This is a genomic window from Actinoplanes sp. G11-F43, assembly GCF_050589265.1.
In the GTDB taxonomy this organism is placed as follows: domain Bacteria; phylum Actinomycetota; class Actinomycetes; order Mycobacteriales; family Micromonosporaceae; genus Actinoplanes.
Map to the genome: position 1 here is coordinate 207,621 of NZ_JBNZCE010000023.1, position 24,348 is coordinate 231,968.

Here is a 24,348-nt window from a genome sequence, read left to right on the forward strand (position 1 = left end):
GGGGCCGCCGATGCTGGACCTGCGCCGCCTGCGGCTGCTGCGCGAACTCGCCCACCGGGGCACCCTGCACGCCGTCGCCACCGCGCTCAACTACAGTCCGTCGACCGTCTCCCAGCAGCTCGCCCAGCTGGAGACCGAGGTCGGCGTGCCGCTGCTGGAACACGTCGGGCGGCGGGTCCGGCTCACCCCGCAGGCGCAGATCCTGGTCGGTCACACCGAGCACATCCTGGAACGCCTCGAACAGGCCCGCGCCGACGTCGCCGCCAGCACCGAGGGGGTCACCGGGACGGTGCGGGTGGCGGCGTTCCCGACCGCCGCGTACACGCTGCTGCCGGCCGCGCTGACCCGGCTTGCCGGGGAGCATCCGCGGCTGCGGGTGCATCTGACCGTCGCCGAACCCGAGCAGGCCGTCCCGGCGCTGCTGGCCCGGGACTTCGACCTGGTGGTCGCCGAGGAGTATCCGGGGCGGCCCCGGCGGTACGACGCCGATGTGGCGGAACTGCTCAGCGACCCGATCCGGCTCGCGCTACCGGCCGGGTCCGATCCGCCGCCGGCCGGGCAGGCGTGGGTGATGGAACCGGCCGGGACCGCCGCCCGGGACTGGGCCGTCGCGGAGTGCCGGGCGGCCGGGTTCGAGCCCGACGTGCGCTACGAGTCCAGCGATCTGCTGCTGCACGTGCGGCTGGTCGAAACCGGTCACGCGGCGGCCTTCCTGCCCGACCTGGTCTGGGGCGGGCGCCCGCCGTCCGTCCCGGTTCGCCCACCGTCCGCCGAGCGCCGGATCCGCACCGTGGTCCGCCGCGGGCAGGCCGGTCATCCGGCGATCCGGGCGCTCCGCCAGTCGTTGGCGGTCATCCCGTCCCGCTCCGGGCGATCCGGGTCGGCGCCGGCCCGCAGCAGCGCCTCCGCGACGTCGTCGTGACCGTGGCAGACCGCCGCACACAGCGGTAGTCCCTCATCACCGGCGGCGCTCTCCCGGTTGGCGTCGGCACCGGATTGCAGCAGCATGCGTACGATCTCCGCCCGCCCCTGCACACTCGCCCGGTAGAGGGGAGTGGTCCCGTCGGCGTCCGGCAGATCCGGATCGGCGTGCTGGTGAAGCAGCCGCACCACGTCCCGCACGTCACCCCACCCGGCGGCCTCGACGAGCCGCCGCTGGAGTTTCTTCCGCCGTCGTCGCCGCATACCGGTAAGACTAGCCTCCTAGGATGGCCTGGCGGGTGTGCGTAGAGTCGCGATATGACCTCAGAGCTCGTCACCACCGCCTTCGACACGCTGCGTCGCGACGCCCTGACCGATCTCGACGCGCTGCGCCGGGTCTACGAGCAACCCGGCGACGCGGCCGTGCGTAAACAGATGACCGAGCTCACCGAGCAGACCCGGCAGCTGATCGCCTGCTCGTCGCTGGTGCTGGTGGCCAGCGTGGACGCCGACGGCAACTGCGACGTGTCCCCGCGCGGCGGCCCGGCCGGCTTCGTCTCCGTGCTCGACTCGCGGACCGTCGCCATCCCGGACGCCACCGGCAACAAACGCCTCGACACGTGGCAGAACGTGATCGCCACCGGCCGGGCCGGCCTGCTGTTCGTCATCCCCGGGCGCACCACCACGCTGCGGTTCAACGGCCGGGCCTGCGTCTCCACCCGCCCCGACCTGCTGTCCCAGCTGACCGCGGTCGGCAAACCGCCGGTCAGCGCGCTGATCGTGGAAGCCGGTGAGATCTACCCGCACTGTCCCAAGTCGCTGCTGCGCGGCAACGCCTGGAAGCCGGAGCAGTGGCTGCCCGCCGACGCCCAGCCCACCTCGGCCGAGGTCACCCTGGCCCAGTTGCGCGAGCCGGGCCTGACCATCGCCGACATCGAGCAGCGGGAGGCGGACGCGCTCAAATACCGCTACGAGTGACATTTGATCTTTCTGGTGACCGAAGTGCCGGGTGTCGTATTGTCGGACGGTGCCCGATACCGTTGCCAAACGTGCCGCCGCGAACTCGCCCCGTGACAGCGGCCAGCCACTGAAGACGAAGGCCGAGAAACGCGCCGAGGCCAAGGCCGCCAAGGCCCGCGCCCGGGCCGCCGAGAAACGCCGCCAGATGCTGACCGTCGGCGGCGCGGCGGCGGTCGTGCTGGCCCTCGTCGTCGGCCTGGTCATGTGGATCGGCAGCACCTCGGCGGACCCCGATCCGGCAGCGTCCACACCGGCGGCCGCCCCTGCTCCGGAGACGGCGGCCGAGCCCACCGCGGCGTTCCCGCCCGTGCCCGAGGGCGCCGACCCGGCGCTGAGCACCAAACCGGACGCCGGCAAGGGCAGCGGCACGCTGACCGAGCTCAAATCCACCACGTTGATCGAGGGCAAGGGCGCGGCCATCCAGTCCGGCCAGACGATCAACGTGAACTATGTGGGCGTCACGTTCGCCGGCGGCGAGGAGTTCGACTCGTCGTGGAAGCGCTCGGAGCCGTTCAGCTTCCAGGTCGGCGCCGGCAACGTGATCCAGGGCTGGGACCAGGGCCTGATCGGCGCCAAGGTCGGCAGCCGCGTCCAGCTCGACATCCCCGCCGACCTGGCCTACGGCGAGAACCCGTCCGGCGGCCAGCCGGCCGGCGCCCTCCGCTTCGTCGTCGACGTCCTCTCCGCCTCCTGACCCGCCGTAAACCGTGTGCCGCGTAGTGGTGCGATGCGCACCGCAACGCGGCACACGGTTCTGCTCACGGTCTCCCGCGCGACTCCGGGTTCGCGGCCGTTGACAACCCCGCTTCGGTACGCCCCACGGCCCCACCGAAATCGGGTCGCTCGGTCCGGTCCCCGCGAGCCCGGCGCGACACCGGACCGTCCGGCGGCCACCGGGCCGAATGCGGTGGTCACCGTCGTGCTGATCGGTCAGTGATGAGCCCGGTGATCCGGGTGGCGGCAGCGCTGAATCTCCCCACCGAAGGCCGGTCCCCTCCCCACCGAAGGCCGGTCCGTCGTCGGCGCCGACCGGATCAGGGCGTCAGCAACTCGGCGACCAGCTGCCGCTCGGCGGCCGGAAGAGCGAACGCACTGTCCGGATTGCGCGGCGCGTAGTCCAGCGCGGGCACACCGGTGACCCACGGCACACGTCCCCAGAAAGCCACCTCGTCGGAGACGGCCAGCGCGGCCAGGCCCGTGGTGTCTCCCACAGCTCCCAGCGTCCGCATGGCTTCCGAGAACGCCGCTCTCGCGGCCGGCACATCGGCGGCCTCGTCACCGAACGCCGGCGCGAGCAGCAGCAGAACCTGAGCCTGGCGGACCGGGCCGGGCTGCCGGGCAGCCACGGCGGCCAGCTCGGGCCAGGAGATCCCGGGGCCACGCTGATGCCCGTCCAGGCCGGCGATCTCGATCGCCTTCCGGCCGGGGCCCGGCAGGATCAGGTAGTCCACCCCCGCGTCGTCGGCGTGGTTGCGGAACGCCACAACGAGCTCGGCGCCATCACGGAGCCCGACCGGGAAGACCGGCCACGTCCGGGACGCGTAGAGATCGTTCATCCGCTCCGTCACGGTCTCCTCCGGCACACCCCACGTGTCCAGCAGCAGCTCCTCATCGTCGACGAACTGCGCCTGCCAGTGCGCCACCCTGAAGCCGGGCCGCTCGGCGAGGGGCCATCCGTCGATCACGAGGTCCGCGACGTCCACCTCGTCGGGGAACACGTCCGCATATCCGGAAAGGATCACCGGAGCAAGATAGCCCGCTGTCGGGCCGGGCCGGGGTCGGCCCACTCGCGGGGAAGGATCTCGCCGTGGCAGGGCGGGCCCTTCGTCCACGGCCCGGAGTGCAACAGTCTGGGATGGATCCGGAACGGCTGACTCCAGCGCGCCGGCTCACGACTCCACGAGTGAAGGGCAGGGCGGCGTGGACGACGTTTGGATCGAGCGGTGGTGCGCTGACGTGCGCGCGGACATCGCCGTTCTGGTGGGCACCTTCGAGTCGCGGTTCGGGTTTGCGCCGGGTGAGCATGGGGTCAGCGGTCCGGCTACCGCGGACGAGCTGGCGGGGCTGGCTGCGGTGCCCGGCGTGCCGGGTGATCTGGTGTCGTTCCACCGGGTCGTCGGCGAGGTGCGGTTGCCTGACGTGAACAACGGCTACTGGATTCACCAGCCACCGTTGCCGGGTGCGGATCCGTGCCTGCTCAGTGACGGGCGAGCCGTTGTCGTGTTCGGCTCTGACGGCGGTGGGGCGATGTTCGCACTGGGCGGTGGTTCGGGGATGCCGGTTCTCCGATTGGCTGGCGGATCCCTCACCGGCGGGGTCTACGACGCGGACTGCGCGACGGAGATCGCCGCCGACCTGTGGGAGTTCCTGGCATCCGTGCGCCGTGAGGTCGCCGAGTTCGTGGCGGAGTAGCTGACGACCGGGCGGCTGACGACCGGCGGCATGAACGACATCAGCGGGGCGGATCCCGCCGGAAGTCACCACAGGGTGGCGGCCTGGCGGCGGGTTGTCAGGGGAAGACAACGGAGATGACCGCCGTGCTGGGCGATCAGGTCGAGGACCCGGGGGCGCATCGTCCGGCGAAAACCCAGCACGTATCTGAGGAAACTCATGGTGATGCGGTCGTGGACGCCCTCGGGGTGCCGGCCTCCCCGGTACCGCCAGCGGCGCTGGGCTATGCCCCACAGGCAGGTTCGGGTGGGCAGGTCCAGGAAGATGACGGTGTCGGCACGGGCCGGCCGGATCGGCAGGGTGGCGGCGTAGTCGCCCTCGATGATCCAGCGGTCGGCGGCTACCAGCATGCGCTGGCGGCCGGCGAACTCGGGCATCGGGGTGGGGTTCCAGGCGCTGTCGTAGTAGAGCGCGTCGAGATGGGTGACCGGCAGTCCGAGGCGCCGCGACAGCCGGTTGGCCAGGACCGTCTTGCCGGAACCTCCGCAACCGATCACGGCGATCCGCTCCATCGAGAGCATGGAATCGCGTCTGGCGCAGGGTTCACCGCCCACATCGACCTCCCGGTTCGCGACGGCCCTCGACGAAGCCGAGCATAGTTTGTTCGGTGCGGCGTGGTGGTGGCCGAATCCTGTCGGTGGCTCGTTTTGGCTCTGGTCCGGGAATGCGATTTGGCATGATCGACTTCTTACACTTCTCGGCCGGGGTCCGGGACAATTTCGGTATGGCTCAGATGTCGTTGTTCAGCCGGGCCCAAACTGCTGCGATGCGGGATTGGACCAAGGCCCGGAATTACGATCCGGATCGTGCGGAGTTTCGTCGTCAGCACAAGATTCGCCGTGACTGGGGTCTGCAGCGGCGCCATGCCGAGAAGCTTCGACGTCTCCGGGAGAGCGGCATCCCGCCGCGGACTCCCGCCGACATCACCGGCATCCGGGCCCATCCCACACCGCGCCCCACACCGCCCCCGCCGACAGCAGCCTCGACACCGGCCACCCCCGTCCCGCAGCATCCACCCGTGACGCGATCGGCACCTGCAAGGCAGCCGGCGCCTGCCACGCGCTCGGCGCCCGTCACGCGCTCGGCGCCCGCGTCGTGTCCGGCGCTTGCGGCTTCACCTGGCGTTGCGCGTCACCCGGCGGTTCGGCGGCAACCATCGGCAGCAAGCAGGCGGGCTCCAGCAACCCGGCCCGCAACAGCCGCAGCGCCGGCGGTGTCCCTGCCGGCACCGCGAGCACCGCAACCCGGCGGACCTAGCCGAAGGCCGGAAACGAACCGGCAGCCTGCGGCCGCAACGCCGGCCCCGGCCCCGGTTGGGTCGGTATGGGGTTGTCTTTTCATGAATGAGTGTGGCCGACGCAGGACGATGGTCACGGTGACACTCGATGAGGGTCGAGACGGCCAGGTCATCGAGGGTCTCCGTGCGATAGTCGGGGAAGTTTCGCCCGGATTCCGGTCGGTATCTTTTGGTATTCGACAGATTTTTCGTGCGGTTTCCGTATTTCACGGCAGGTCGAATGGAATCGTTGGTCGTCGGGGAATTCTGCGACCTCTCTGTCTATTTCTTTCGTGGGTTTCATGGCAGAGCAGAGAAACCGATTGTCGGCAATTCGATGCTGGTCGGGGAGTGAGTTTGGTTGTAGGTGTCCGGATTTGGGTTTCCGCTTTGTCGCCTGCGCCGGCAGGATCCTGTGGGAGTGGATGGTTGCTGGAGTTCGTGGGGCCGAGTCCGTGAAAACGGGGGTCGATGTCGGCTGAGCTGCCCGGGATTCTGCTGATCAGCGCGGTCGGATATGCCTGAGCGTCGTTTAAGGTGTGTTTCAAAAAGTTGATAGATGCGACCGGCCTCGTTGGCAGCCCTGCTGGGGGAGGGAACCAAAAGACAGAAGCACTCGCACCTTCTATCGGTTGATGGTGAAGTCCGGCATTACCCTGGATAAGCCGGCGCCGTCCTGGTTTGAAAGTTGGTAAAGGAATGTTAGTGCCGCCGCTGGATGAGCTCCAAGAACTCGATGACATAAAAATGTATGGAGCGCTTTGCGCAGTGCGTTTAGCTCGGGTTGGTTCACTGGGAGGTTTCATCTATCAAGAATCGTTTGATCGCTACGTGGAAGGAGTTTTCGATCCTGGCCAAAGGAGTGGCACCGATCTTGGCTACTTATTGCAAGCTGCCGATTTTGAAACCAACGATGAAGCGGAAAGAGTCAAGTTCTATCAGAACAAGGCTATCCGTCTCGCGTTGCGAGTCGGCGGAGACCTGGACGATCCACGCGGGCCGCGCCGCTAGCCGCAGTTGACATAATGTTCCTGTCGTCGTATCCGTGGCAATGTATCGACTTCCTCTGCAGGGTTTCCCCCTCGGCCAATTTTGAGGAGGAGCATTTCGATCTACAGGAAACTCGGTATCAAAGTGATGACATTAATGACATCCTGGGATCCGTGAACGAGGCCGAGAAATGGCCTCGTCTTCGGGACAGGGCTCGGCTGTGCGGTGGGAAAACTGCGGCGTTGCTTGCTGGTGTCGCCCGCGAGCTGAAGTGGGCGGACGAGCCCCCGCTCCCTGGCCCTCACAATGCTGTAACTACCGAGGTTTAAGCCGCGGCGGGGCAGGGCGCGACGGGGCAGGGCGCGACGGGGCAGGGCGCGACGGGGCAGGGCGCGACGGGGCAGGGCGCGACGGGGCAGGGCGCGACGGGACTGGGTGTCTTGTGGGGGGCTGCGATGATCGCAGCGTGACGTGGCGGCGATGGTGGGTGACGGTTCGGGTTCTGGTGGTTGTGGCCTGGCTGGTGGCGGCCGGCGTGAGCTGGTGGACGGCGCCTCGGCAGGTGTCGTTCGAGCAGGCCCGTGCGGATGTCGCCGCGGACCGGGTGGTCGCCTTCCAGTGGGGGGATCGGTGGGAGGGGCGGGACGCGCAGCGGTGGTTCGCCGGTGACACGCTGGTGTCGTCGGGGACGATCGGGCCGCTGTTCGCGTGGCGTACCGGGGATGGCCGGGTGTTCTGGGCCGAGACCGGGACCTACGAGCCGGACGGTGTGGTCGAGCAGCGGGAGTTCGCCAGTGCGGGGGCCGCCGTGCTGGGCGCGGAGATCCGGGATGCGGGGGCGGAGCCGATGTTCGTGGAGCTGAAGCCGCTGCGGAATCTGGTCGGTGTCGTCGGGTTCGCGCTGACCATGCTGTTTCTCGGGGTGCTGATCGGCGGGCCGGCCCCGGTGCTGGGCACCCGATGGTTCTGGTTCTGGCTGGTGGTCGTCGTGCCGTACGGGCTGGGCCTGCTGTTCTGGATGGTGCGTGACCGTCCGTGGGTGGCCGGCGCGGACGACGGTGATCCGCGCCGGGACAACGGGTTCCTCGGGCTGCTGTACGGCCTCGTCCTGTCGGCGCTGATCCCGCTGGCGCTGGGGCTGCTCAGCGCGGCTGTCGGGGAACGCTGGGTGCCGGTATAGGCAGCCGCCACGCCCAGTGCCAGGCCAGTTCCAGGGGGCCGCGGTCGAAGCGGCGCAGCCACCAGCCGGACGCGGCGAGCAGCAGGGCCGACACCAGTGCCCACGCGACCGGCGGCCACCAGGGGCGCAGGTCGGCGAACCGGTCGGCCAGGCCGAAGCCCCAGCCGTAACAGAGGACGGCGCAGATCAGGTTCTGCAGGACGTAGCAGGAGAGCGCGGTCCGGCCCACGTCAGCCAGCCGCCGGGCCCGGGGCGCGGTGTGCAGCAGCAGGCTGGTCACGGCGGCGAGCAGGCCGACGGCGACCAGGGGTGCGCACAGGTACCTGTCGACGAAGAACCAGCGTGGTCCGGCGAACGCGGTGAGCAGGTTCAGCGGCAGCCCGATGCCGAGGCCGAGCACGATCAGGCGGGTGCGCAGGGCCGTGTTGCCGCCGAAGACTCCGGCGCGCGTCAGCCGGGAGCCGCCCAGGAACAGCAGGACCGTCAACGGGATGATCAGGATGGTTTCGGAGCGGTATATCCAGAAGTTCTCGATCCGGCCGGTGAGCTGGTCGGCGTACCCGCTGGGGTAGTCCGTGGTCGTACCGCCGCCGGTCCCGGCCAGCGTCAGCAGCGTGATGAACATCAGATGCAGCACGGCGGACACGGCCATCCAGGTGCGCACCACCCAGTCACTGCGCCCGATCATGCCGGCGACCAGGATCGACACCACGGCGTACGCCATCAGCACGTCCCATTCGAAGATCAGCAGGTAGTGCAGTGCTCCTTCGGCGAGCAGGAGCACCGCCCGCCACAGGTACCAGCCGGGCCAGCGGGTGCCGCGCCGGAGCGCCGACCGGTACTGCAACTCCAGCCCGACCCCGAACAGCAGGGTGAGCAGGGCCAGGAACTTGCCGTTGCTGGCGGTGCGCACCAGGGTCTCGAAGACGCCGGGGTCCTCGGCGGGCATCAGCGAGCCGGCGGGGCCGCGCGGATCGGTGAAGATCCAGATGTTGGTGCCGAGGGTGCCGAGGATGGCCACGCCACGCAGCACGTCGAGCACCGGAATCCGGTTGGCGGAGACGGTCATGCCCGGCATTGCACCGTGCACACCGCCGGGCGGGGAAGCCCGGAAGGTCGGTGCGGGCACGACGAAAGTAGGTTCGGACCCATGGGGAACGTGGTGCTCGCGGTCGTGGTGGCGGTAGCCGACACGTGGGTGGCGTACCGGCACTGGCATCTGGACGACGGGTTCGGCTGGGCGCTGCTGGTGGTGCAGGCCCTCGTACAGCTGGGGCTGATCTTCCGGCGGCGGATGCCGGAGGTGGTGCTCGGCGCGCTGGCCGTGGTGGCGCTGGCGCAGATGGTGCCGCAGCTGGTGTCGCCGGGTGCGGTCTGGCCGGTGGGCACCGAGCCGGTGTGGGTGGTGACGCCGGTCGGCACCGCGTTCGCGATCTACGCGACCATCGTGTACGGCCGCCGGCCCCGCCTCGGCTGGGTCCTGATCACGCTGGTCACCCTGCTGGCGGTGCGGCCGTGGCAGGCGCATGTGACGGTGGTGACGCTCGGCCTGGTGATGACGGTGATGCCGGCGCTGTTCGGGCTGTGGTCGGCGTCGCGGCGGCGGTTGCTGCTGGCCCTGTCCGAGCGGGCCGAACGCGCCGAACGGGAGCGGCATCTGCTGGCCGGGCGGGCCCGCGACGAGGAGCGGGCCCGGCTGGCCCGGGAGATGCACGACCTGGTCACGCACCGGGTGACGCTGATGGTGTTGCAGGCCGGAGCGCTGGGGGTGTCGGCCGCCGATGCGGACATCCGGCGGGCCGCCGAGGATCTGCGGGCCACCGGGTGCGAGGCGTTGGAGGAGTTGCGGGATCTGGTACGGGTGCTGCGCACCCCGGCCGGGGACGGCGAGGTCCGGCGGGAACCCGAGCCGGCCGCGCTGCCGGACCTGTCGGGACTGGTCGAGCAGTCGCGTTCGGTGGGGGTGGCGGTGGAGGTGGTGCAGGACGGGGTGCCGGTGCCGGTCGCGCCGGTGGTGGGGCGGACCGCGTACCGGCTGGTGCAGGAGGCCCTGACCAATGTGCGCAAGCACGCCCCGGGCGCGGCGGTGCTGGTGGAGGTGGGGTATGCCGCCGACCGGATCCGGTTGAGCGTCACCGACACCGGCCCGGTCACGGCCGGTGATCCGGGGCTGAGCGCGGCCGGGTCCGGCAGTGGGCTGGACGGGCTGCGGCAGCGGGTGGAGATGGTGCGCGGCGAGCTGACCAGCGGGCCCCGGCCGGGCGGCGGGTTCCGGGTGAGCGCGACCCTGCCGGTGGTGGTCGGATGATCCGGGTGGTGGTGGTCGACGACGAGCCGATGGTGTGCGCGCACCTGCGCACCATTCTGGGCGCGGCCGGCGACATCCGGGTGGTGGACGAGGCGTTCGACGGGGCGGCCGCGGTGGAGGCGGTGATCCGGCACCGGCCCGACGTGGTGCTGCTGGATCTGCGGATGCCGGGGGTGGACGGGCTGACCGCGCTGGACCGGATCGCCGGGCTGGCGCACCGGCCGGCGGTGGTGGTGCTGACCACGTTCGACGCCGACGAGTACGTGCTGCGGGCGCTGCGGGCCGGGGCGTCCGGGTTCCTGGTCAAGTCGACCCGGCCGGACGACCTGATCGGGCTGGTCCGGGTGGCCGCCGACGGGCACACCGTGCTGTCGCCGGAGGCCACCCGCGGGCTGGTCGCGGCGGCCGGGCGCCAGGACGCCGGCCGGGTGCGGGCCCGGGGGCTGCTCGGGGAGCTGACGCCGCGGGAGGTGGAGGTGCTGACGGGTCTCGGTGAGGGTCTGCCGAACGCGGGGATCGGCGCCCGGCTCGGCCTCACCGAGGCGACCGTCAAAGGCTACGTGTCGCGGCTGCTGATCAAACTGGACTGCGCCAACCGCACCCAGGCCGGGCTGCTGGCCCGGGAGGCGGGTCTGGTCAGTCGCTCACCCGGTGCTCGGTGATCCAGCCGACCGCGAAGTCGACCAGGTCGCGCTGCGGCATCAGCCGTGACTCGGCGCTGCCCACCCGCCCGACAGAGACCGGACCGATTGTTTCGTACGCCGTACCGAGCTGATCGAAGTCGGACTCGTCGGCTACCGGGGAGGACCAGGTCACCCATCGGCTGGTGCCGTCCGGGAGGCGTACCGCGGCGCTGTTCTCCTCCTGGGGCGGGTCGGTCAGGCGGCATTCGGCCAGGTGCAGTGAGGTGTTGCTGCCGTGGTCGACGCCGAGCAGCAGCACCTTGCCGCCGGCCCGGTAGATCGCGCCCAGCGGCGAGCCGTCCCCCAGCCCGTCGGTCAGGGGGTGGCCGGCGGTGATGGTGGCGGCGAGGGGGCCGAGGGCGGCGAACGACACCTCCGGATGATCGCTGCGCAACGCGCCCGGCCAGGCGCGCACGGCCTCCGGCAGGATGCCCATCCAGCGGCTCGGGGTGCGCAGCGGATCGAAGCCGGGGGTGTGCTCGCGGATCACCGGCCACCAGGCTCGCGGGACCGGCGGGTTGCTCCAGCCGGCCGGGTCGCTGTTGTCCGGGGTGTGGGTGGGCACGACCAGGGTGCCGTCCGGGCCGAGCACTTCCAGCAGCGCCTGCACGACGGCCTGCACGTGCCCGGCGACGTAGCCGACGGCGCTGAGCGAGGAGTGGACGAGCACCACGTCACCGGAGGTCAGGCCGAGGGCGCGCAGGTCGGCGGCGAGGCTGGTGGTGGTGTGCGGAAGGGGTTGTGTCACCGGGACAGTGTGCCTGCCCGCGGCCACCGTGTTCCGTCCCGGCGGCCGCGGGACGGTCCGGTGCGGCGCCGGGCGTCGCGGGGACGTCATGGGACTGGGCGGTGCGGTTGTGGGCTTTTCCGGTCGTACCCCATCAGGGTTGAAATCTTTTGAAAAGCAACATACGTTGCCTTGGTGGATGATGGACTTGAGGAGTTGAGACGGCTCACCGCGACCATCCGGGAGAGCGAGGCGCGGCGCACCCACATCGTCGGGCGGCTGCGCGGCGAGCGGGCCGCCAGCTGGGACGAGATCGGCCAGGCCTGCGGGATGACCCGGCAGGGAGCCACCCGCCGCTGGTCGAGGTCGCTGCACGCGGCGTCGTTCGGCAGCGTCGCCGGGGCCTACCACCGCGGCCGGCCCACCTACCCGGTGTCCGCCGTCGAGTGGGTGGTGCCGCGCGGCGCCCGGCGCGTCCTCGACCTGGGCGCCGGCACCGGCAAATTCACCGAGCTGCTGACCGCGGCGGGCCTGACGGTGGTCGCGGTCGAGCCGTCCGCCGAGATGCGGTCCCGGATCACCGTCGACGCGGAGATCCTCGCCGGTACGGGTGAGCGGGTCCCCCTGCCCGACCACTCGGTCGACGCGATCGTGTGCGCCCAGGCCTGGCACTGGGTCGACCCGGCCCGCGCCGTCCCCGAGATGGCCCGGGTGCTGCGCCCCGGCGGCACCCTGAGCCTGGTGTGGAACGTCCGCGACCACGCCGAACCGTGGGTGGCCGCCCTCGACGACGTGCTGCGCCGGCACACCCGCGACGAGATCGACACCGAGCCGGTGCTGGGGGAGCCGTTCGGCCCGCCGGAGCGCACCGAGATCCGCTGGCGGCACGTGCTGAGCCGGGCGGCGCTGCTGGACATGGTGCAGTCGCGCAGCTACGTGATCGTGCTGCCGGCCGATGAGCGCCGTGATCTGCTCGCCGACGTGACCGAGCTGCTCGACCGGCAGGGCTTCGGTGCGGAGATCGTTCTGCCGTACGTCACCCGGTGCAGCCGGTTCCATGCGCTTCGCTGACGACGGCCGGTGGCTGCACAGCTTCGCCGGGGAGTTCGCCGTCCGCTGCCCCCGCTGCTCGTCCCGGGCGCGGGTCCACCGGGGCTGGGACCCGTCGGCGCGGCGCTGGCTGCCCGCCTCGGTGGTGTGCGGCGGGTGCGGATACTCCCGGAGCGAGAGCCGGCGGCCGGTCTGGTTCGGGCCGGTCATGGTCTCCGCCCACCAGCCGTGCGGCAACTGCGGCCGCCGCCTGTGGACCCGGCGGCGTGTCTCGGCCCGGCCCCGTTTCCGCCTGCTGGACGTCTCCTGCGCCGGTTGCGGGGCCACCACGCGCGTGCCGTTCCGGGTCACCGGCCTGACCGTGCCGGACGCCCTGGTGGACAGCTGCTTCGGCCTGCCGCTGTGGCTGCGGGCTCCGTGCGCGGGCCACACGTTGTGGGTGTTCAACGAGGCCCACCTGGCCTATCTGAAGGCCTACCTGGAGTCGGATCTGCCGCAACGTTCCGGCAGCGCCGGCGCCACCCTGATCGAACGCCTCCCACGCTGGCTGAAGACCGCCCGCCCGGAGGCTCTGCGCGCGATCCGCCGCCTGGAGAGCAGCGGGTCGTAGGCCGTGTGCCGGCGTGCGGCGCGATCCGCACCGCACGCCCGCACACCGGTGGACCGCCAGCGGGTCCGAGCCGGGACCCGAGGGCGGTGGCGATAGGTTGTCCGGGTGAGTCTTCTGGATGATGTCGGTGAGCGGGACGGCTGGCGCTGCTGGGTGTGCGACGAGAAGGTCGACCCGGACGCGTCGGTGAACGACGACCGGGGACCGAGCGTCGACGCGCGCACCGCCGACCGCAAGGCCAAGATCGCTGAGCGGCTCGCGCACCGGGCCTGCAACAGCCGCAAGGGCGCCGTCAAGGTGGTGATCGCCTGGCCGGACCGGCTCAACGTGATCGAGCCGGCGCCGCTGATCACCGTGGCCGAGCGCCTCGAACGCAAGGGCGGCCGGGAGCTGGTGGCCCGCTGCCCCAGCAGACGCGACGCGCAGGAGGCCGCCGACTGGCTGGCCGACCGGTTCACCCGCCTCGCCCCGGGCCTGCCGGTCACCGTCAGCGTCGAGCCCGGTGGCGGCCAGTTCCTGATCGCCCTGGCCACCGGCCGCCGGTAGTCAGCGCACTGCTGGTCAGCGGCACCGGCGGATCATGCTGGTGATCCATCACCCGGACCCGGGCCCGGATGCCGCCGGGAAGCTGGTTCTGCTCGGCCCGGTTACGCGAGAGTGGGTTGATGACATCGACGTATCCCGGGCTGGTCGCCCGCACCCAGAGCTTCACACTCGGTCTCGCCCGTAAGTTCCGGATCGCGCCGGACGGGGCCCGGGTGCTGTTCCTGCGTACCGCCGGTGGCGAGGAACCGTCCGGGGACCTGTGGTGCTACCAGGTGGCGTCCGGTGAAGAGCGGCTGCTGGTGTCGGCGGCGTCGCTGGGCGGCGGCGGGCCGATGTCGCAGCGGGAGAAGGCGCGGCGGGAGCGGGCCCGGGACCGGTCGGCCGGCATCGGGGCGTTTCACACCGACGCGGCGGTACGGGTGGCGGTGTTCACCGTCGACGGCAAGCTGTACGCGGTCGACGTGGACAGTGCCGCCGTCACCGAACTGGGCGCGCAGGAACCGGCCGCCGAGGCGCGCATCGACCCGCGCGGGCACACCGTGGCGTACGTGCGTGAGACCGAACTGCGGGTGATCGGCCGCGACGGCAAGGACGACCGGCCGCTCGCCGAACCGGACGGGCCCGACGTGTCGTGGGGGCTGCCCGAGCACGAGGCGTCGGAGTCGATGGACCGGTTCGAGGGCTACTGGTGGGCGCCGGACGGCCGGTCGATCGTCGCCGCCCGGGTCGACGACGGGCCGGTGCCGGTGTGGCACGTCAGCGATCCGGCGCATCCGGAGAAGCCGCCGACCGCGCTGCGCTACCCGGCGGCCGGCACCCCGAACGCCGACGTCAGCCTGCACGTGCTCGGACTGGACGGCGGCCGGGTGCCGATCGTCTGGGACCGGACCGCTTTCGAGTACGTCACCCGGGTCACCTGGTCCGGTGAGGCGCTGCTGGTGGTGGTGCAGAACCGGCCGCAGACGGTGATGCGGATCCTGTCGGTGGACCCGGCCACCGGGGCGACCACGGTACTGCGGGAGGACACCGATCCGCGGTGGACGACGATCGTCGAGGGCGTTCCGGCGTACACCGAATCGGGTCTTCTGATCTGGACCGCCGACGAGGGGGAGACCCGGCGGCTGACCGTGGACGGTGCCCCGGTGACACCGCACGGTCTGCAGGTGGAGCAGGTGCTGTCGGTCGACGGTGACGTGGTGCTGTTCGCCGGGCGCGAGGAACCCACCGAACGGCATCTGTGGACGTGGACGCCGCACTCGCTGGCCCGGATCACCGGTGAGGCGGGAGTGCACGACGGCCGGCGTGCCGGTGGGGTGACAGTGGTCGACAGCCGCACGTTCACCGGGGAACGGATCACCGTCGACGGCCGGGAACTGCGCGCACTGACCGCCACGTCACCGGTGAAACCAGAGGTGAGGCTGCACGGCTTCGGCGATCTGGGGTTGCGCACGGCGGTGCTGCTGCCGGCCGGACACCAGCCCGGTTCCGGGCCGCTGCCGGTGCTGATGGACCCGTACGGCGGATCGGCCGCGCAGCGGGTCGTCGCCGCCCGCGGCCGCTACTGGGCCTCGCAATGGTTCGCCGACCAGGGGTTCGCGGTGGTGATCGTGGACGGGCGCGGCACCCCCGGCCGGGGCCCGGCGTGGGAACGCGCCCGCGGCGACGACCACCCGGCACCGCGCCTGCAGGACCAGGTGGACGCGCTGCACGCCGCCGCCGGGATCTACGACCTGGACCTGTCCAGGGTCGGCATCCGCGGCTGGTCGGCCGGTGGCTGGCTGGCCGCCCTCGCCGTGCTGCGCCGGCCGGACGTGTTCCACGCCGGGATCGCCGGGGCGCCGGTCACCGACCAGCTGCTCTACAGCTCGCACTGGCAGGAACGGACCATGGGCCTGCCGGCCGAGAACCCCGCGGCGTACGCCCGGGCCTCGCTGATCGACGACGCCCCCGACCTGCGCCGGCCGCTGATGCTCATCCACGGCCTGCTCGACGACAACGTGCTGCCGGTGCACACGATGAGGCTGTCGGCGGCGCTGCTGGCCGCCGGGCGCCCGCACACCGTGCTGCCGCTGCCCGGCGCCACCCACATGGGCACCTTCCACGGCGTGTGGGACCTGGAGGTCGACTTCCTGCGCCGGAGTCTGGGGATCAGCTCGTAAGCCCCGCTCCTGCTGGAGGTTCGCGACGCGAACCTCCACGGAGGCGCCCTTCTCCGGCGACTACCCGGCCTTGGGCTGACCGGTCAGGTTCACCATGTTGCCGTCCGGGTCGTGCACGTGCGCGACGCGCTGACCCCACGGCATGTCGTTCGGGTGGCCGAGCACCCGGCCACCCGCCGGCCCCACCCGCTCCAGGAACGCGTCGACGTCACCGACCTCGACACTGAGCAGAATCCGCGACGGCACCGACAGGTCCACGCCGGCCTCGCTGACCAGGCCGACCTCCGAATCCCCGATCCGCAGCCCGACGAAGAACGCCGGCCCCTCCGCGGGAAAACGGTTCACCGGCACGGCGTCGAACACCCGCTCGTAGAAGGCTTGCAGGCGGGGAACATCGGGCGTACTCACTACAGGCTGCACAGCGGACACGGATCCTCCTTCTCGATGACCTCCGGTAGACCACGCGCCACCGCGAAACTCATCGCGGCTCACACCATCGGGGTCCCTGCCGGCCGAGACCGGGACCGCCGACCGGCAGCGGTGGCGTCTTCAGGGGACCTCCGGGTGCGTACCGCCATCGATGACAGGATGGTCCGGTGGCCACAGGTGTCGGGGCTGAGATCGGCTGGGCCGAGTCGGCCTGGGGACGTCGGATCGCCGACGTGCGACCCCTCACCGGCGGCTGGACGTCAACCATGTCGGCCTTGACCGGAGACGATGGTGAGCAGGCTGTCCTCCGGCTGATGACGAAGGAGCCATGGCGTCGGCATGCCGCCGGGTTGCTCGCCAGAGAAGCGACCGTGCAGCGGCAACTACACGGCTCCCGCATTCCGGCGCCGCGGAGCATCGCTCTCGACCTCTCCGGGGACACCGCCGGAGCACCGGCTCATCTCATGTCGTGGCTTCCCGGCCGGCTTCGCCTGGACTCTGCCGCGGAAGACGTCCTGGAGGTGATGGCGCGGGTCCTCGTCGACATCCATCACTTCGAGCCGGGCCGGGACAGACCCCGGGACTACCAGTCATGGGCGCCGCCGAGCAAACGAGTCATGTCGCCGTGGATGCGACGGCCGGCGTTGTGGAATCGGGCTTTCGAGCTGCTGGAGCAGCCGGCACCGGCCTATCCGGGCACGTTCCTGCACCGTGACTTCCACCTGGGCAATCTGCTGTGGTCGCGGGGGCGCATCAGCGGCGTCGTCGACTGGGTGGAGACATCATGGGGGCCGGCCGATCTGGATGTCGCGCACGCCGCCACCTATCTGGCCATGTTGCACGGCATCGAGGCTTCGGCCGGATTCACGGACGCATACCGCCGCCGCGCTGATGGTTGTCGCGACGAGGAGCAGTTCCGGTACTGGAACGTCATGGACATCGTCGGCTATCTGCCGGACCCGGTGAAGGTCGTTCAACCATGGCGGGATTCCGGCTTGGACATCAGCGACGATCTCGCTCGCAGGCGACTCGAACAGCGGCTGGAGCATGTCTGGGCCGGCCGGCCCTGATCCATGTCCGCCGCGCGGCGACGGCCGTCACCCACAGCCGGGAGCCGTCCCGATGGCGGATCGAGGGCCGTGGGCGTGCCTCAGGCGCCGGTGTCCCGCAGGGAGTGGAGCATCGAGCGCAGCAGTCGCGAGGCCTCCGACTGGTCGGGGCCGGGCAGGGCGGACAGCATGCGGAGTTCGACCGAGCGGACCGCCACCGTCGCCTGGTCGAGCAGGGCGCGGCCCGAAGGGGTGAGGCGGGTGGGCAGGGCGCGGCCGACCGGGGCCTCGGCCGGCCGCGTCACGTAACCCTCCCGTTCCAGGGTCTGCAGCAGCGTGTTCATCGACTGCCTGGTGATGAACGCGCCGCGGGCCAGGTCGGAGTTGGACAGGCCGGGCCGCTGGGCCAGCAGCTCCAGGCAGGAGTAGCGGGTCACGGTCAGGCCGAGTGGCCGCAGCGCCTCCTCCATCGCTGTGCGCAGCGCGCTGGCCACCTCTTTCAGCAGGTAGCCCAGCGACTTCTCCAGATCGATCCCGGCTCCGTCTTGACTCATGTCAGTATTCTGACATACCTTGGTGCATGTCAGGAACCTGACAAGGAAACGAAGGAGCACCACCATGCCCGCCATCGGCCCCGACTTCATCTCGCTGCAGGTGCGCGACCTCGCCGCGTCGCAGGCGTTCTACGAGCGATACCTCGGCCTGGTCCGCTCACCGGCCGGGCCGCCGCACGCCGTCGTCTTCGGCACCGAGCCGATCGCGTTCGCCCTGCGGGACCCGCTGCCCGGCACCGACCTCGACGCCGTCGCCCAGCCCGGCATCGGCGTCGCGATCTGGCTGCACGCCACCGAGGTCCAGGCCATCCACGACACCCTCGCCGCCGACGGGCACCCCATCGTCGCCGCGCCGATCGACGGCCCGTTCGGCCGCACCTTCACCTTCGCCGACCCGGACGGCTACCGGGTGACCCTCCATGACCGCGCCTGACGGCGGCCGGCGGTTCGGGATCGACATGGTCAGCCCGGCCCACGTCGAGGCCGCCGCCCGCGGCGCCGGTACGCGTCTGCGCCGCCCCGACCCGGCGACGAGATGATCCACCGGCACATGACGATGTCAGGGTAGGAGGCAGACCACGGGGAAGGCGCGGTTCGGGCTGCGGGATCACCACCTCGTGGTCGCAAGCCGAACACCCCGATCCGGCCCGGGCCGCCCGGGGAGCGGTCGAGACGGTCGGGCGGGAACAGCAGTTCCTCGGCGTGGGTCCACGAGGTGGTCGGCGCGTCGTCGGGGACCGCGAGCCGTCCGTCCGGGAACCCGGTGTACGCGTCGTGCGGATGGTCGACGGCGGCCACCACGTAACCGTGGCCGGCCAGTTCCCGCACCACGACGGCGGCCTCGCCCCGGTGGCTGTTCGCGCCGTGCGAGCAGAGGATCAGCGGATGACGGCCGGCGCCGGGCGCGGCCGGTGCCGCGCACCGGCCATCGTGTCGCGTCCGGCGAGATGCGGGGACACCGTGCCCAGCGGGTACGGGCCGGTCGGCGGAGGCCGAATGAGCGGGGCCGGCCCGGCGGAGAGCAGGCCACGGCGGGTCACGGTCATGATTGTCCCGCGGCGGTCTCGACCCGGGCGATCAGCACCTTCAGGCGGCCGATCTCGTCGTTGAGCGCGGTGGTGCCGGTGGGGGTGAGGGTGATCCAGGTGCGGCCGCGCCTGCCCTCGTACCCCTTTTCGATCTCGATCAGGCCGGCCGCCTCCAGCACGCTCAGGTGCTTGGACAGGTTGCCGGCGGTCAGGTCGAGGCTGGTGCGCAGGTAACCGAACTCGACCCGCCGCGCCTCGTGCGCGATGGCGAGGATGCCCAGGCGGACCCGCTGGTGCACGACCTCGTCCAGCCCGGTGACGGGATGATCGGTCACCGGTGTGCCCTCCGGAAGGCGAGCGCGCCGGCCAGGAGCACCGCACCGATGATGACCTGGGGCGCCGCCAGTGAGGGCCGGGGGTCGGTGCCGAACAGGGACAGCCCCTCGGTGGTCGGCAGCACCAGCAGCGCCAGGACCAGATAGCCGGCGGTGAACAGCAGCAGCGCCAGGTGGCGTTCGACGGCGGCCAGCACCAGCAGTGCCAGCCCGATCAGGCCCCACGGTGCGATCAGCCGGTCCAGCACGATCCACCAGAACGGCGCCGGGCCGCCCTCGAACGGCGGGTTGCCCGGGAAGTACAGGGCGGCCGCCACGTACGCCGCGGTGAACACCACCGCGGTGACCGCGCCGGTGATCGCGTAGGGCAGGATCCGCGCGCCCAGCCCCCGCGCCCGGGCGGTCCGGAGGTATCCCAGGGTGATCGCCGCGTAGGCCAGCAGCAGCGCGGGCGGCCAGTAGTAGAGCATGCCCCGGCGCGCGAACGTGCAGCCGCCGGTCTCGCACCGCACGGTCATGAACCGCCAGTCGAACGGCACGGCCAGCAGGGTCACACCGGCCAGCACCAGCAGCGCCACCCAGGTCAGGCGCTGGTCGCGGCGCACCCGCCCGGTGAGGCCCCGCACTTCGGAGAGGAGCCGGCGAGGGTCGTCGCCGGCGAACGCAGCATCAGTGGTCATGGCAACAGGTTTCCACAGCAAACCTATTTGCGCTAGCGCAGGCGAGGCGGAGAGGCGTACGATAAGTAGTAATTGGGGGTTTTGTCATGGATGATCTTTTGACCTGGCTGGACGAACGACGCATCCACGGGCCGGTCCACTACGACGACATGCAGCAGGTCTGGCAGGTCACCGGGCACCCGGAGACCGCCGCGATCCTCGCCGACCCCCGGCTGTTCTCCTCCGACCTGGCCGCGATCATGCCCGCACAGGACGACTTCACGACCTTCCAGCAGGGCAATTTCGTACGGATGGACCCGCCCCGCCACCGCCGGCTGCGCGGGCTCGTCAGCCAGGCGTTCACCCCGCGCACCATCGCCGGCCTCGAACCCCGCATCGCCCAGGTCACCACCGGCCTGCTCGACGCCGTCGCCGGCCGGGACCGCATCGACCTGATCGAGGCCCTGGCGTACCCGCTGCCGGTCATCGTGATCGCCGAACTGCTCGGCATCCCACCCGCCGACCTGCCGACCTTCCGCCGCTGGGCCGACACCCTCTTCGACCAGACCGACATCGACCCGTCCGACTCGGTGCTCAAAGCCGGCGAGAAGAACCTGAACCGGGTGGCCCCCACCATCCGCGAGATGAACGGCTACCTGCTCGACCACATCCGCACCCGCCGCGCCCACCCGGCCGGTGACCTCACCACCCGGCTGATCGACGCCACGGTCGACGGCGACACCCTCGACGACGAGCAGATCATCGGCTTCGTCGGCCTGCTCCTGCTGGCCGGCCACATCACCACCACCGCCACCCTCGGCAACACGGTGGCCGCCCTGGCCGAGCATCCGGACGCGTTCGCCGACGTCCGCGCCGACCCGTCGCTGCTGCCCGGGGCCATCGAGGAGAGCCTGCGCTGCCGGACCCCGTTCCCGCGCCTGGCCCGCCTGACCACGGCCCCCACCCGGATCGGCGACACCGACCTGCCGGCCGGCGCGATCCTGCAACTGTGGGTGACCGGAGCCAACCGCGACCCGCGGGTCTTCCCCGACCCGGACCGCTTCGACATCCACCGCACCCCGAACCCGCACCTGTCGTTCGGCCACGGCATCCACTTCTGCCTGGGCGCCCCACTGGCCCGCCTGGAGGCGAAGATCGCGTTGCGCCTGCTGCTGGCCCGCTATCCGGACATCACCCTGCCCACCGACGCCCCCGCCGAACACCGCAACCCGTTCATCATGGTGAGCGTCAACAGACTTCCGATCGACGTACGCCCGGCCGGCGGCCCGCCCCTGCCCGGGGAGCCGCATCCCGCGGCGACCGGACGGGGACAGGTGCCGGATACCGCCGGTCTTCCGGCGGCGAACGCCGGATGACCCCCACGCTGCGGGGTCCCCGTGACGACGGGGTGACCGGGCTGACCATGCTCGCCGACCACCGCCGGATCCACGTGCTCGTGCCGGGCTCTTCCCGAACCGCGACGCGATCATCCGCCTCGTCGGCGCCGGCCGTACAGTGACGATCATGGACGTTGCCGGCCACCCGATTCCCGTGCTGGCCTGCTGGCTGTCCTGGCTCGCGGTGGCCACCTCGGATCAGGCGGAAGTGGTGCGGGCGTATCTCCACAGCGAACAGAACGACGGTGAGGCCTGGCTGATCGCCGAGCGTCCGGAGGCAGCGATCGGTGAGCCGTTCGGCATCGAACGCGATCTGCTCGACGCGTTCGGCATCACCGGGAAGCCCGAGGATCTCGACCCGGACGAGGACCTGGCGTCCTCCTGGGCGGCGACGTGGGGTGACTGCTGGGCGACCACCATCGCCGCCGGGCACAGCCTGGATCCCACAGCCCTCGGACCGTCGACGCCGTCAGCCGGAGCCGTGCTGATCGCCGGCACTCCGTCAGCCGGGCGTTGACCGGGGCCGTGCCCCGCACCCCCGCACCCGGCGGACCCGGCGATGGGCGGCGCTCCGGTCGGTGATGGCGATCGCACGGTCCGCGACCTCACCGGGTGATGAAGGTGCGCATGTCGTCCGCGGATCCCGGTAGGGCGTAGGCGTGCAGCAGCAGGGTGAAGTTGGTGAACACGCCCTCGCCGCCGTGCTGCCATGTCGTGGGGGAGTCGGCCAACGAGCGCAGCAGCCGCTGCTGGGGCTCGTCCAGGTCGGTGAAACCCGTCGCCGATGGGAGCTCTCCCGACGGGAACGCCCGCCTCAGTGCCTCGCCGACCACCGGCAGGGCGTCCGGGCCGCTCACCGCCGGGATGCGGACCAGCAGGGCCTCGAACGCGGCGTCGGCGTGGTCGTCGCCCAGGCGGCGCAACGCCAGGCCGGCCAGGCCGGACAGATCACCCTCCAGGTACGGGACACGGGCGTGACCGGCCGTGCCCCGCGCCGCCCAGCCCAGCAGCTCGTCCACCACCGGCCGGTCGCACGCCGGGCCCTCCAGAGCCGCCAGGGCCACCGCCGCGCCCCAGCGCACCAGTTTGCGATCGTCGTCCAGGCCGGCCCGGAGCACCCCGGGATCGGTGTCGGCCGTCAGGGCCAGGGCCACCAGCGCGGTCGCCGCCACCACCGGATCCGGGTCGGTGGCCGCCGCGGTCAGGGCCGGGCGGCTGACGGCGGTCTCCTCGGGGAACCAGGCCAGCGCGTACGCCGCGGCCACCCGCAGCCGCGGATCGTCACCGGCCAGCAGGTCCACGAAGAGAGGGACACCGGCGCGGACCGCGTCGTACGCGCTCAGCTCGATGTAGGCGAACATGCTCTCCCGGCCGTGATCGTCCAGCTGCTCCAGATAGCGGAAGACACTGTCGTCGTCGTAGGACGGCAGTGGCGCGGCCCGCAGGATCGGCTCGCCGCCGGACGCCTGCTCCCGGTAGGACGCGACCGGGAACCGGCCCGGCAGCCACGACTCGTCGAAGCCGATCGCCAGGGGAGTCAGCAACTCCAGCAGCTCGGCCCGGTCGGGGGTGACCGGGTCGGCCAGCAGCTCCAGCAGGAACGGCACGGCGTGGGCGGTCGCCTCATATCTCGTGCCCTGATGGATGATCGTCCCGTTCAGGGAGCGCCGGGCCGCGCGCCGCACCTCGGCGTCGCCGGAGCACAGCGCGCGGATCCGCTCGGGAACGTCGGCGGCCGAACCGTAGGCGTGCCCCAACCGGGCCCAGGACACAGAGGAAAGCGTCTCCAACACGCTGCGCAACCTATCCGGACCCCCTGACATTTTCGGGTACGGAATTGCTATCCGGTGACCTCCACGACACCCGCACGCAGTCCGAGATGGATGTGCGAGTGCGTCTCTCCGGTGTGGATCCGGCCGGCGACCTGGTGGAGCAGCCGGTCGGTCCCGGCCTGGTCGAGGATCTCCTCGACGGTGATCCGCGCGTCGGTGCCGTCGTGCCGTCGGCCGACGTCCCAGCTGCGGCCGGGCGACGGGCGGTCCAGCACGAGCAGGCGGCGGCCCCGGAACGGGGGGATGTCCGAGGGGCGGCCTTCGAGGGGTACGTACATGCCGTCGCCGTCGGTGATCTGGAAACGGGCCTCGATACGGACGGGGAGTTCGCACGGGCCGGTGGTGGCGGCGTACACCCAATCGGGTTCGGGGTTCTCGCCGTCGAGCAGCCCGGACGCCGGATCGCCGATCAGGGTGTCGGCGAGCAGGGTGTAGAGCTGGAAGTTGTCCGCCACCCCAGTGATCCGGACCCGGTAGCCGCGCCGCTGCTCGCGGTGCAGCACGGTCACCGTCTCGCCGTCGAGGACGGCCAGCATGTCGTACAGTTCCCGCAGGTCGTCGCGGTGTGCACGCAGGCCCCGGACCAGGGTGAGCAACTCGGCCCGGCGGGGGAAACCGGCCCGGATCCCGCCGGAGTGCAGCAGCGCGGACGCCGGCACCCGCCAGTCGTGCAGGGCGAACCAGGAGCCGGCCAGTTCAGCGGCCCGGTCCGGGGACAGGCCACGCTGCCACGGCCAGCGCCCGCTGTGGGTCAGCACGGCGACCGCCGCGTCGTACTGCCGCTGGTCGCCGTCGACGTCCGGCAGCGGCCGCCGCCACGCCGCGACGAACGCGGTGGCCCCGGCGAGCACGTCGGCCAGTGCGTCGGCGACGATCGCCGGGAACGCGCCGGCCGGGGCGCCCTTCTCCACCAGGGCGCCGCAGACGATCGCCAGGTGGGCCGAGGCGAGCCGGGGGACCAGGCCGAACAGCCCGGTCAGCCGGTCCAGGATCCCGGCCGCCTCAGCTCCGGTCACCCCCTCGATCGCGGTCCACAGGGCGGGGACGCCGTGTTGGAAGCCCGGGACGTCGCCGGCCCGGGCCACCGCGTAGAGACTCTCGATCTCCTGCTCACCAGACATGAGCCGGATTCTATGCGCATGAT

General features: G+C 71.4%; 28 protein-coding genes and 1 pseudogene. 16 read left to right on the plus strand and 13 right to left on the minus strand.

Features of this window, described 5'->3' with window-relative positions; all coding sequences use genetic code 11:
• The first annotated feature begins 10 nt into the window (after positions 1–10).
• Positions 11–922, plus strand: coding sequence for a LysR family transcriptional regulator (locus tag ACQ0O7_RS26605; RefSeq protein ID WP_430785441.1), 912 nt, complete (start codon positions 11–13; stop codon positions 920–922).
• Here ACQ0O7_RS26605 and ACQ0O7_RS26610 read toward each other — a convergent pair.
• Complete coding sequence (locus tag ACQ0O7_RS26610; protein WP_430785443.1) at positions 814–1,185, minus strand: ankyrin repeat domain-containing protein; 372 nt, start codon at positions 1,183–1,185, stop codon at positions 814–816. The two genes, ACQ0O7_RS26605 and ACQ0O7_RS26610, sit on opposite strands and share 109 nt — an antisense overlap.
• 54 nt (positions 1,186–1,239) lie before the next feature.
• Between ACQ0O7_RS26610 and ACQ0O7_RS26615 the strand changes: the two genes are divergently transcribed.
• Together ACQ0O7_RS26615 and ACQ0O7_RS26620 are read left to right on the plus strand one after the other, a co-directional pair.
• Positions 1,240–1,899, plus strand: a complete 660-nt coding sequence (locus tag ACQ0O7_RS26615) for an MSMEG_1061 family FMN-dependent PPOX-type flavoprotein (protein WP_430785445.1) — start codon at positions 1,240–1,242, stop codon at positions 1,897–1,899.
• Positions 1,900–1,948: 49 nt separating this feature from the next.
• Complete coding sequence (locus ACQ0O7_RS26620) at positions 1,949–2,635, plus strand: FKBP-type peptidyl-prolyl cis-trans isomerase (protein WP_430785447.1); 687 nt, start codon at positions 1,949–1,951, stop codon at positions 2,633–2,635.
• Between the two features lie 340 nt (positions 2,636–2,975).
• Here ACQ0O7_RS26620 and ACQ0O7_RS26625 read toward each other — a convergent pair whose 3' ends face one another.
• Positions 2,976–3,683, minus strand: coding sequence for a hypothetical protein (locus tag ACQ0O7_RS26625; RefSeq protein WP_430785449.1), 708 nt, complete (start codon positions 3,681–3,683; stop codon positions 2,976–2,978).
• Positions 3,684–3,861: 178 nt separating this feature from the next.
• Between ACQ0O7_RS26625 and ACQ0O7_RS26630 the strand changes: the two genes are divergently transcribed.
• A complete protein-coding gene (locus ACQ0O7_RS26630) occupies positions 3,862–4,353 on the plus strand; it encodes a hypothetical protein (RefSeq protein WP_430785451.1) in 492 nt (163 codons plus the stop codon).
• A gap of 65 nt (positions 4,354–4,418) precedes the next feature.
• On the opposite strand, the gene ACQ0O7_RS26635 is transcribed toward ACQ0O7_RS26630, so the two are convergent.
• Positions 4,419–4,904 carry a topology modulation protein gene (locus tag ACQ0O7_RS26635; RefSeq protein ID WP_430785453.1) on the minus strand — a complete coding sequence of 162 codons (486 nt, stop codon included), beginning with the start codon at positions 4,902–4,904 and terminating at the stop codon, positions 4,419–4,421.
• A gap of 1,469 nt (positions 4,905–6,373) precedes the next feature.
• Between ACQ0O7_RS26635 and ACQ0O7_RS26640 the strand changes: the two genes are divergently transcribed.
• On the plus strand, positions 6,374–6,679 hold the full coding sequence (locus ACQ0O7_RS26640; protein ID WP_430785455.1) for a hypothetical protein: 306 nt from the start codon (positions 6,374–6,376) through the stop codon (positions 6,677–6,679).
• A gap of 445 nt (positions 6,680–7,124) precedes the next feature.
• Positions 7,125–7,838, plus strand: coding sequence for a hypothetical protein (locus ACQ0O7_RS26645; protein ID WP_430785457.1), 714 nt, complete (start codon positions 7,125–7,127; stop codon positions 7,836–7,838).
• On the opposite strand, the gene ACQ0O7_RS26650 is transcribed toward ACQ0O7_RS26645, so the two are convergent.
• Positions 7,801–8,907: a DUF418 domain-containing protein gene (locus tag ACQ0O7_RS26650; RefSeq protein WP_430785459.1), complete on the minus strand. Its 1,107-nt coding sequence runs from the start codon at positions 8,905–8,907 to the stop codon at positions 7,801–7,803. The two genes, ACQ0O7_RS26645 and ACQ0O7_RS26650, sit on opposite strands and share 38 nt — an antisense overlap.
• Before the next feature lie 81 nt (positions 8,908–8,988).
• On the opposite strand from ACQ0O7_RS26650, the gene ACQ0O7_RS26655 reads away from it, so the two are divergent.
• Positions 8,989–10,146 (plus strand): sensor histidine kinase, encoded by a 1,158-nt coding sequence (locus ACQ0O7_RS26655; protein ID WP_430785461.1) that lies wholly within the window; start codon positions 8,989–8,991, stop codon positions 10,144–10,146.
• On the plus strand, positions 10,143–10,808 hold the full coding sequence (locus ACQ0O7_RS26660) for a response regulator (RefSeq protein WP_430785463.1): 666 nt from the start codon (positions 10,143–10,145) through the stop codon (positions 10,806–10,808). Before ACQ0O7_RS26655 ends, ACQ0O7_RS26660 begins: the two co-directional genes overlap by 4 nt.
• Here ACQ0O7_RS26660 and ACQ0O7_RS26665 read toward each other — a convergent pair.
• Positions 10,783–11,577, minus strand: coding sequence for an aminoglycoside N(3)-acetyltransferase (locus ACQ0O7_RS26665; RefSeq protein WP_430785465.1), 795 nt, complete (start codon positions 11,575–11,577; stop codon positions 10,783–10,785). The genes ACQ0O7_RS26660 and ACQ0O7_RS26665 overlap by 26 nt on opposite strands.
• A gap of 174 nt (positions 11,578–11,751) precedes the next feature.
• Between ACQ0O7_RS26665 and ACQ0O7_RS26670 the strand changes: the two genes are divergently transcribed.
• The 4 genes from ACQ0O7_RS26670 to ACQ0O7_RS26685 all read left to right on the plus strand — a co-directional run bounded on the left by ACQ0O7_RS26670 (position 11,752) and on the right by ACQ0O7_RS26685 (position 15,921).
• Positions 11,752–12,627: a class I SAM-dependent methyltransferase gene (locus tag ACQ0O7_RS26670; RefSeq protein ID WP_430785467.1), complete on the plus strand. Its 876-nt coding sequence runs from the start codon at positions 11,752–11,754 to the stop codon at positions 12,625–12,627.
• Positions 12,614–13,216 (plus strand): hypothetical protein, encoded by a 603-nt coding sequence (locus tag ACQ0O7_RS26675; protein ID WP_430785469.1) that lies wholly within the window; start codon positions 12,614–12,616, stop codon positions 13,214–13,216. Before ACQ0O7_RS26670 ends, ACQ0O7_RS26675 begins: the two co-directional genes overlap by 14 nt.
• A gap of 105 nt (positions 13,217–13,321) precedes the next feature.
• Positions 13,322–13,762, plus strand: a complete 441-nt coding sequence (locus tag ACQ0O7_RS26680) for a hypothetical protein (protein WP_430785471.1) — start codon at positions 13,322–13,324, stop codon at positions 13,760–13,762.
• Between the two features lie 119 nt (positions 13,763–13,881).
• On the plus strand, positions 13,882–15,921 hold the full coding sequence (locus ACQ0O7_RS26685) for a prolyl oligopeptidase family serine peptidase (RefSeq protein WP_430785473.1): 2,040 nt from the start codon (positions 13,882–13,884) through the stop codon (positions 15,919–15,921).
• A 60-nt stretch (positions 15,922–15,981) separates the two neighbouring features.
• On the opposite strand, the gene ACQ0O7_RS26690 is transcribed toward ACQ0O7_RS26685, so the two are convergent.
• Positions 15,982–16,329, minus strand: a complete 348-nt coding sequence (locus ACQ0O7_RS26690; RefSeq protein ID WP_430785475.1) for a VOC family protein — start codon at positions 16,327–16,329, stop codon at positions 15,982–15,984.
• Positions 16,330–16,583: 254 nt separating this feature from the next.
• Between ACQ0O7_RS26690 and ACQ0O7_RS26695 the strand changes: the two genes are divergently transcribed.
• The gene (locus ACQ0O7_RS26695) at positions 16,584–17,420 is read left to right on the plus strand and encodes a phosphotransferase family protein (RefSeq protein WP_430785651.1); all 837 of its coding nucleotides are present in this window, start codon (positions 16,584–16,586) and stop codon (positions 17,418–17,420) included.
• An 80-nt stretch (positions 17,421–17,500) separates the two neighbouring features.
• Here ACQ0O7_RS26695 and ACQ0O7_RS26700 read toward each other — a convergent pair whose 3' ends face one another.
• The gene (locus ACQ0O7_RS26700) at positions 17,501–17,953 is read right to left on the minus strand and encodes a MarR family winged helix-turn-helix transcriptional regulator (protein WP_430785477.1); all 453 of its coding nucleotides are present in this window, start codon (positions 17,951–17,953) and stop codon (positions 17,501–17,503) included.
• 64 nt (positions 17,954–18,017) lie between these two features.
• On the opposite strand from ACQ0O7_RS26700, the gene ACQ0O7_RS26705 reads away from it, so the two are divergent.
• Entirely contained in the window at positions 18,018–18,386 is a 369-nt protein-coding gene (locus tag ACQ0O7_RS26705) for a VOC family protein (protein ID WP_430785479.1), read from the plus strand.
• A 404-nt stretch (positions 18,387–18,790) separates the two neighbouring features.
• Here ACQ0O7_RS26705 and ACQ0O7_RS26710 read toward each other — a convergent pair.
• The 4 genes and pseudogenes from ACQ0O7_RS26710 to ACQ0O7_RS26725 all read right to left on the minus strand — a co-directional run.
• Positions 18,791–18,835, minus strand: a pseudogene (locus ACQ0O7_RS26710) (hypothetical protein); the annotation flags it as partial.
• Positions 18,832–18,993 (minus strand): hypothetical protein, encoded by a 162-nt coding sequence (locus tag ACQ0O7_RS26715; RefSeq protein WP_430785481.1) that lies wholly within the window; start codon positions 18,991–18,993, stop codon positions 18,832–18,834. The gene ACQ0O7_RS26715 and the pseudogene ACQ0O7_RS26710, both read right to left, overlap by 4 nt.
• 2 nt (positions 18,994–18,995) lie before the next feature.
• Positions 18,996–19,316, minus strand: coding sequence for a transcriptional regulator (locus tag ACQ0O7_RS26720; protein ID WP_430785483.1), 321 nt, complete (start codon positions 19,314–19,316; stop codon positions 18,996–18,998).
• Entirely contained in the window at positions 19,313–19,996 is a 684-nt protein-coding gene (locus ACQ0O7_RS26725; RefSeq protein WP_430785485.1) for a hypothetical protein, read from the minus strand. The genes ACQ0O7_RS26720 and ACQ0O7_RS26725 overlap by 4 nt, the downstream gene beginning before the upstream one ends.
• A gap of 86 nt (positions 19,997–20,082) precedes the next feature.
• Here ACQ0O7_RS26725 and ACQ0O7_RS26730 point away from each other — a divergent pair, with 86 nt between their 5' ends.
• Together ACQ0O7_RS26730 and ACQ0O7_RS26735 are read left to right on the plus strand one after the other, a co-directional pair.
• On the plus strand, positions 20,083–21,351 hold the full coding sequence (locus tag ACQ0O7_RS26730) for a cytochrome P450 (protein WP_430785487.1): 1,269 nt from the start codon (positions 20,083–20,085) through the stop codon (positions 21,349–21,351).
• A gap of 148 nt (positions 21,352–21,499) precedes the next feature.
• Positions 21,500–21,889: a hypothetical protein gene (locus ACQ0O7_RS26735; RefSeq protein ID WP_430785489.1), complete on the plus strand. Its 390-nt coding sequence runs from the start codon at positions 21,500–21,502 to the stop codon at positions 21,887–21,889.
• An 88-nt stretch (positions 21,890–21,977) separates the two neighbouring features.
• Here the strand turns inward: ACQ0O7_RS26735 and ACQ0O7_RS26740 are convergent, their stop codons facing one another.
• Positions 21,978–23,165, minus strand: a complete 1,188-nt coding sequence (locus ACQ0O7_RS26740) for a HEAT repeat domain-containing protein (RefSeq protein WP_430785491.1) — start codon at positions 23,163–23,165, stop codon at positions 21,978–21,980.
• 47 nt (positions 23,166–23,212) lie between these two features.
• Positions 23,213–24,325, minus strand: a complete 1,113-nt coding sequence (locus tag ACQ0O7_RS26745; RefSeq protein ID WP_430785493.1) for a hypothetical protein — start codon at positions 24,323–24,325, stop codon at positions 23,213–23,215.
• Positions 24,326–24,348 lie beyond the last annotated feature (23 nt).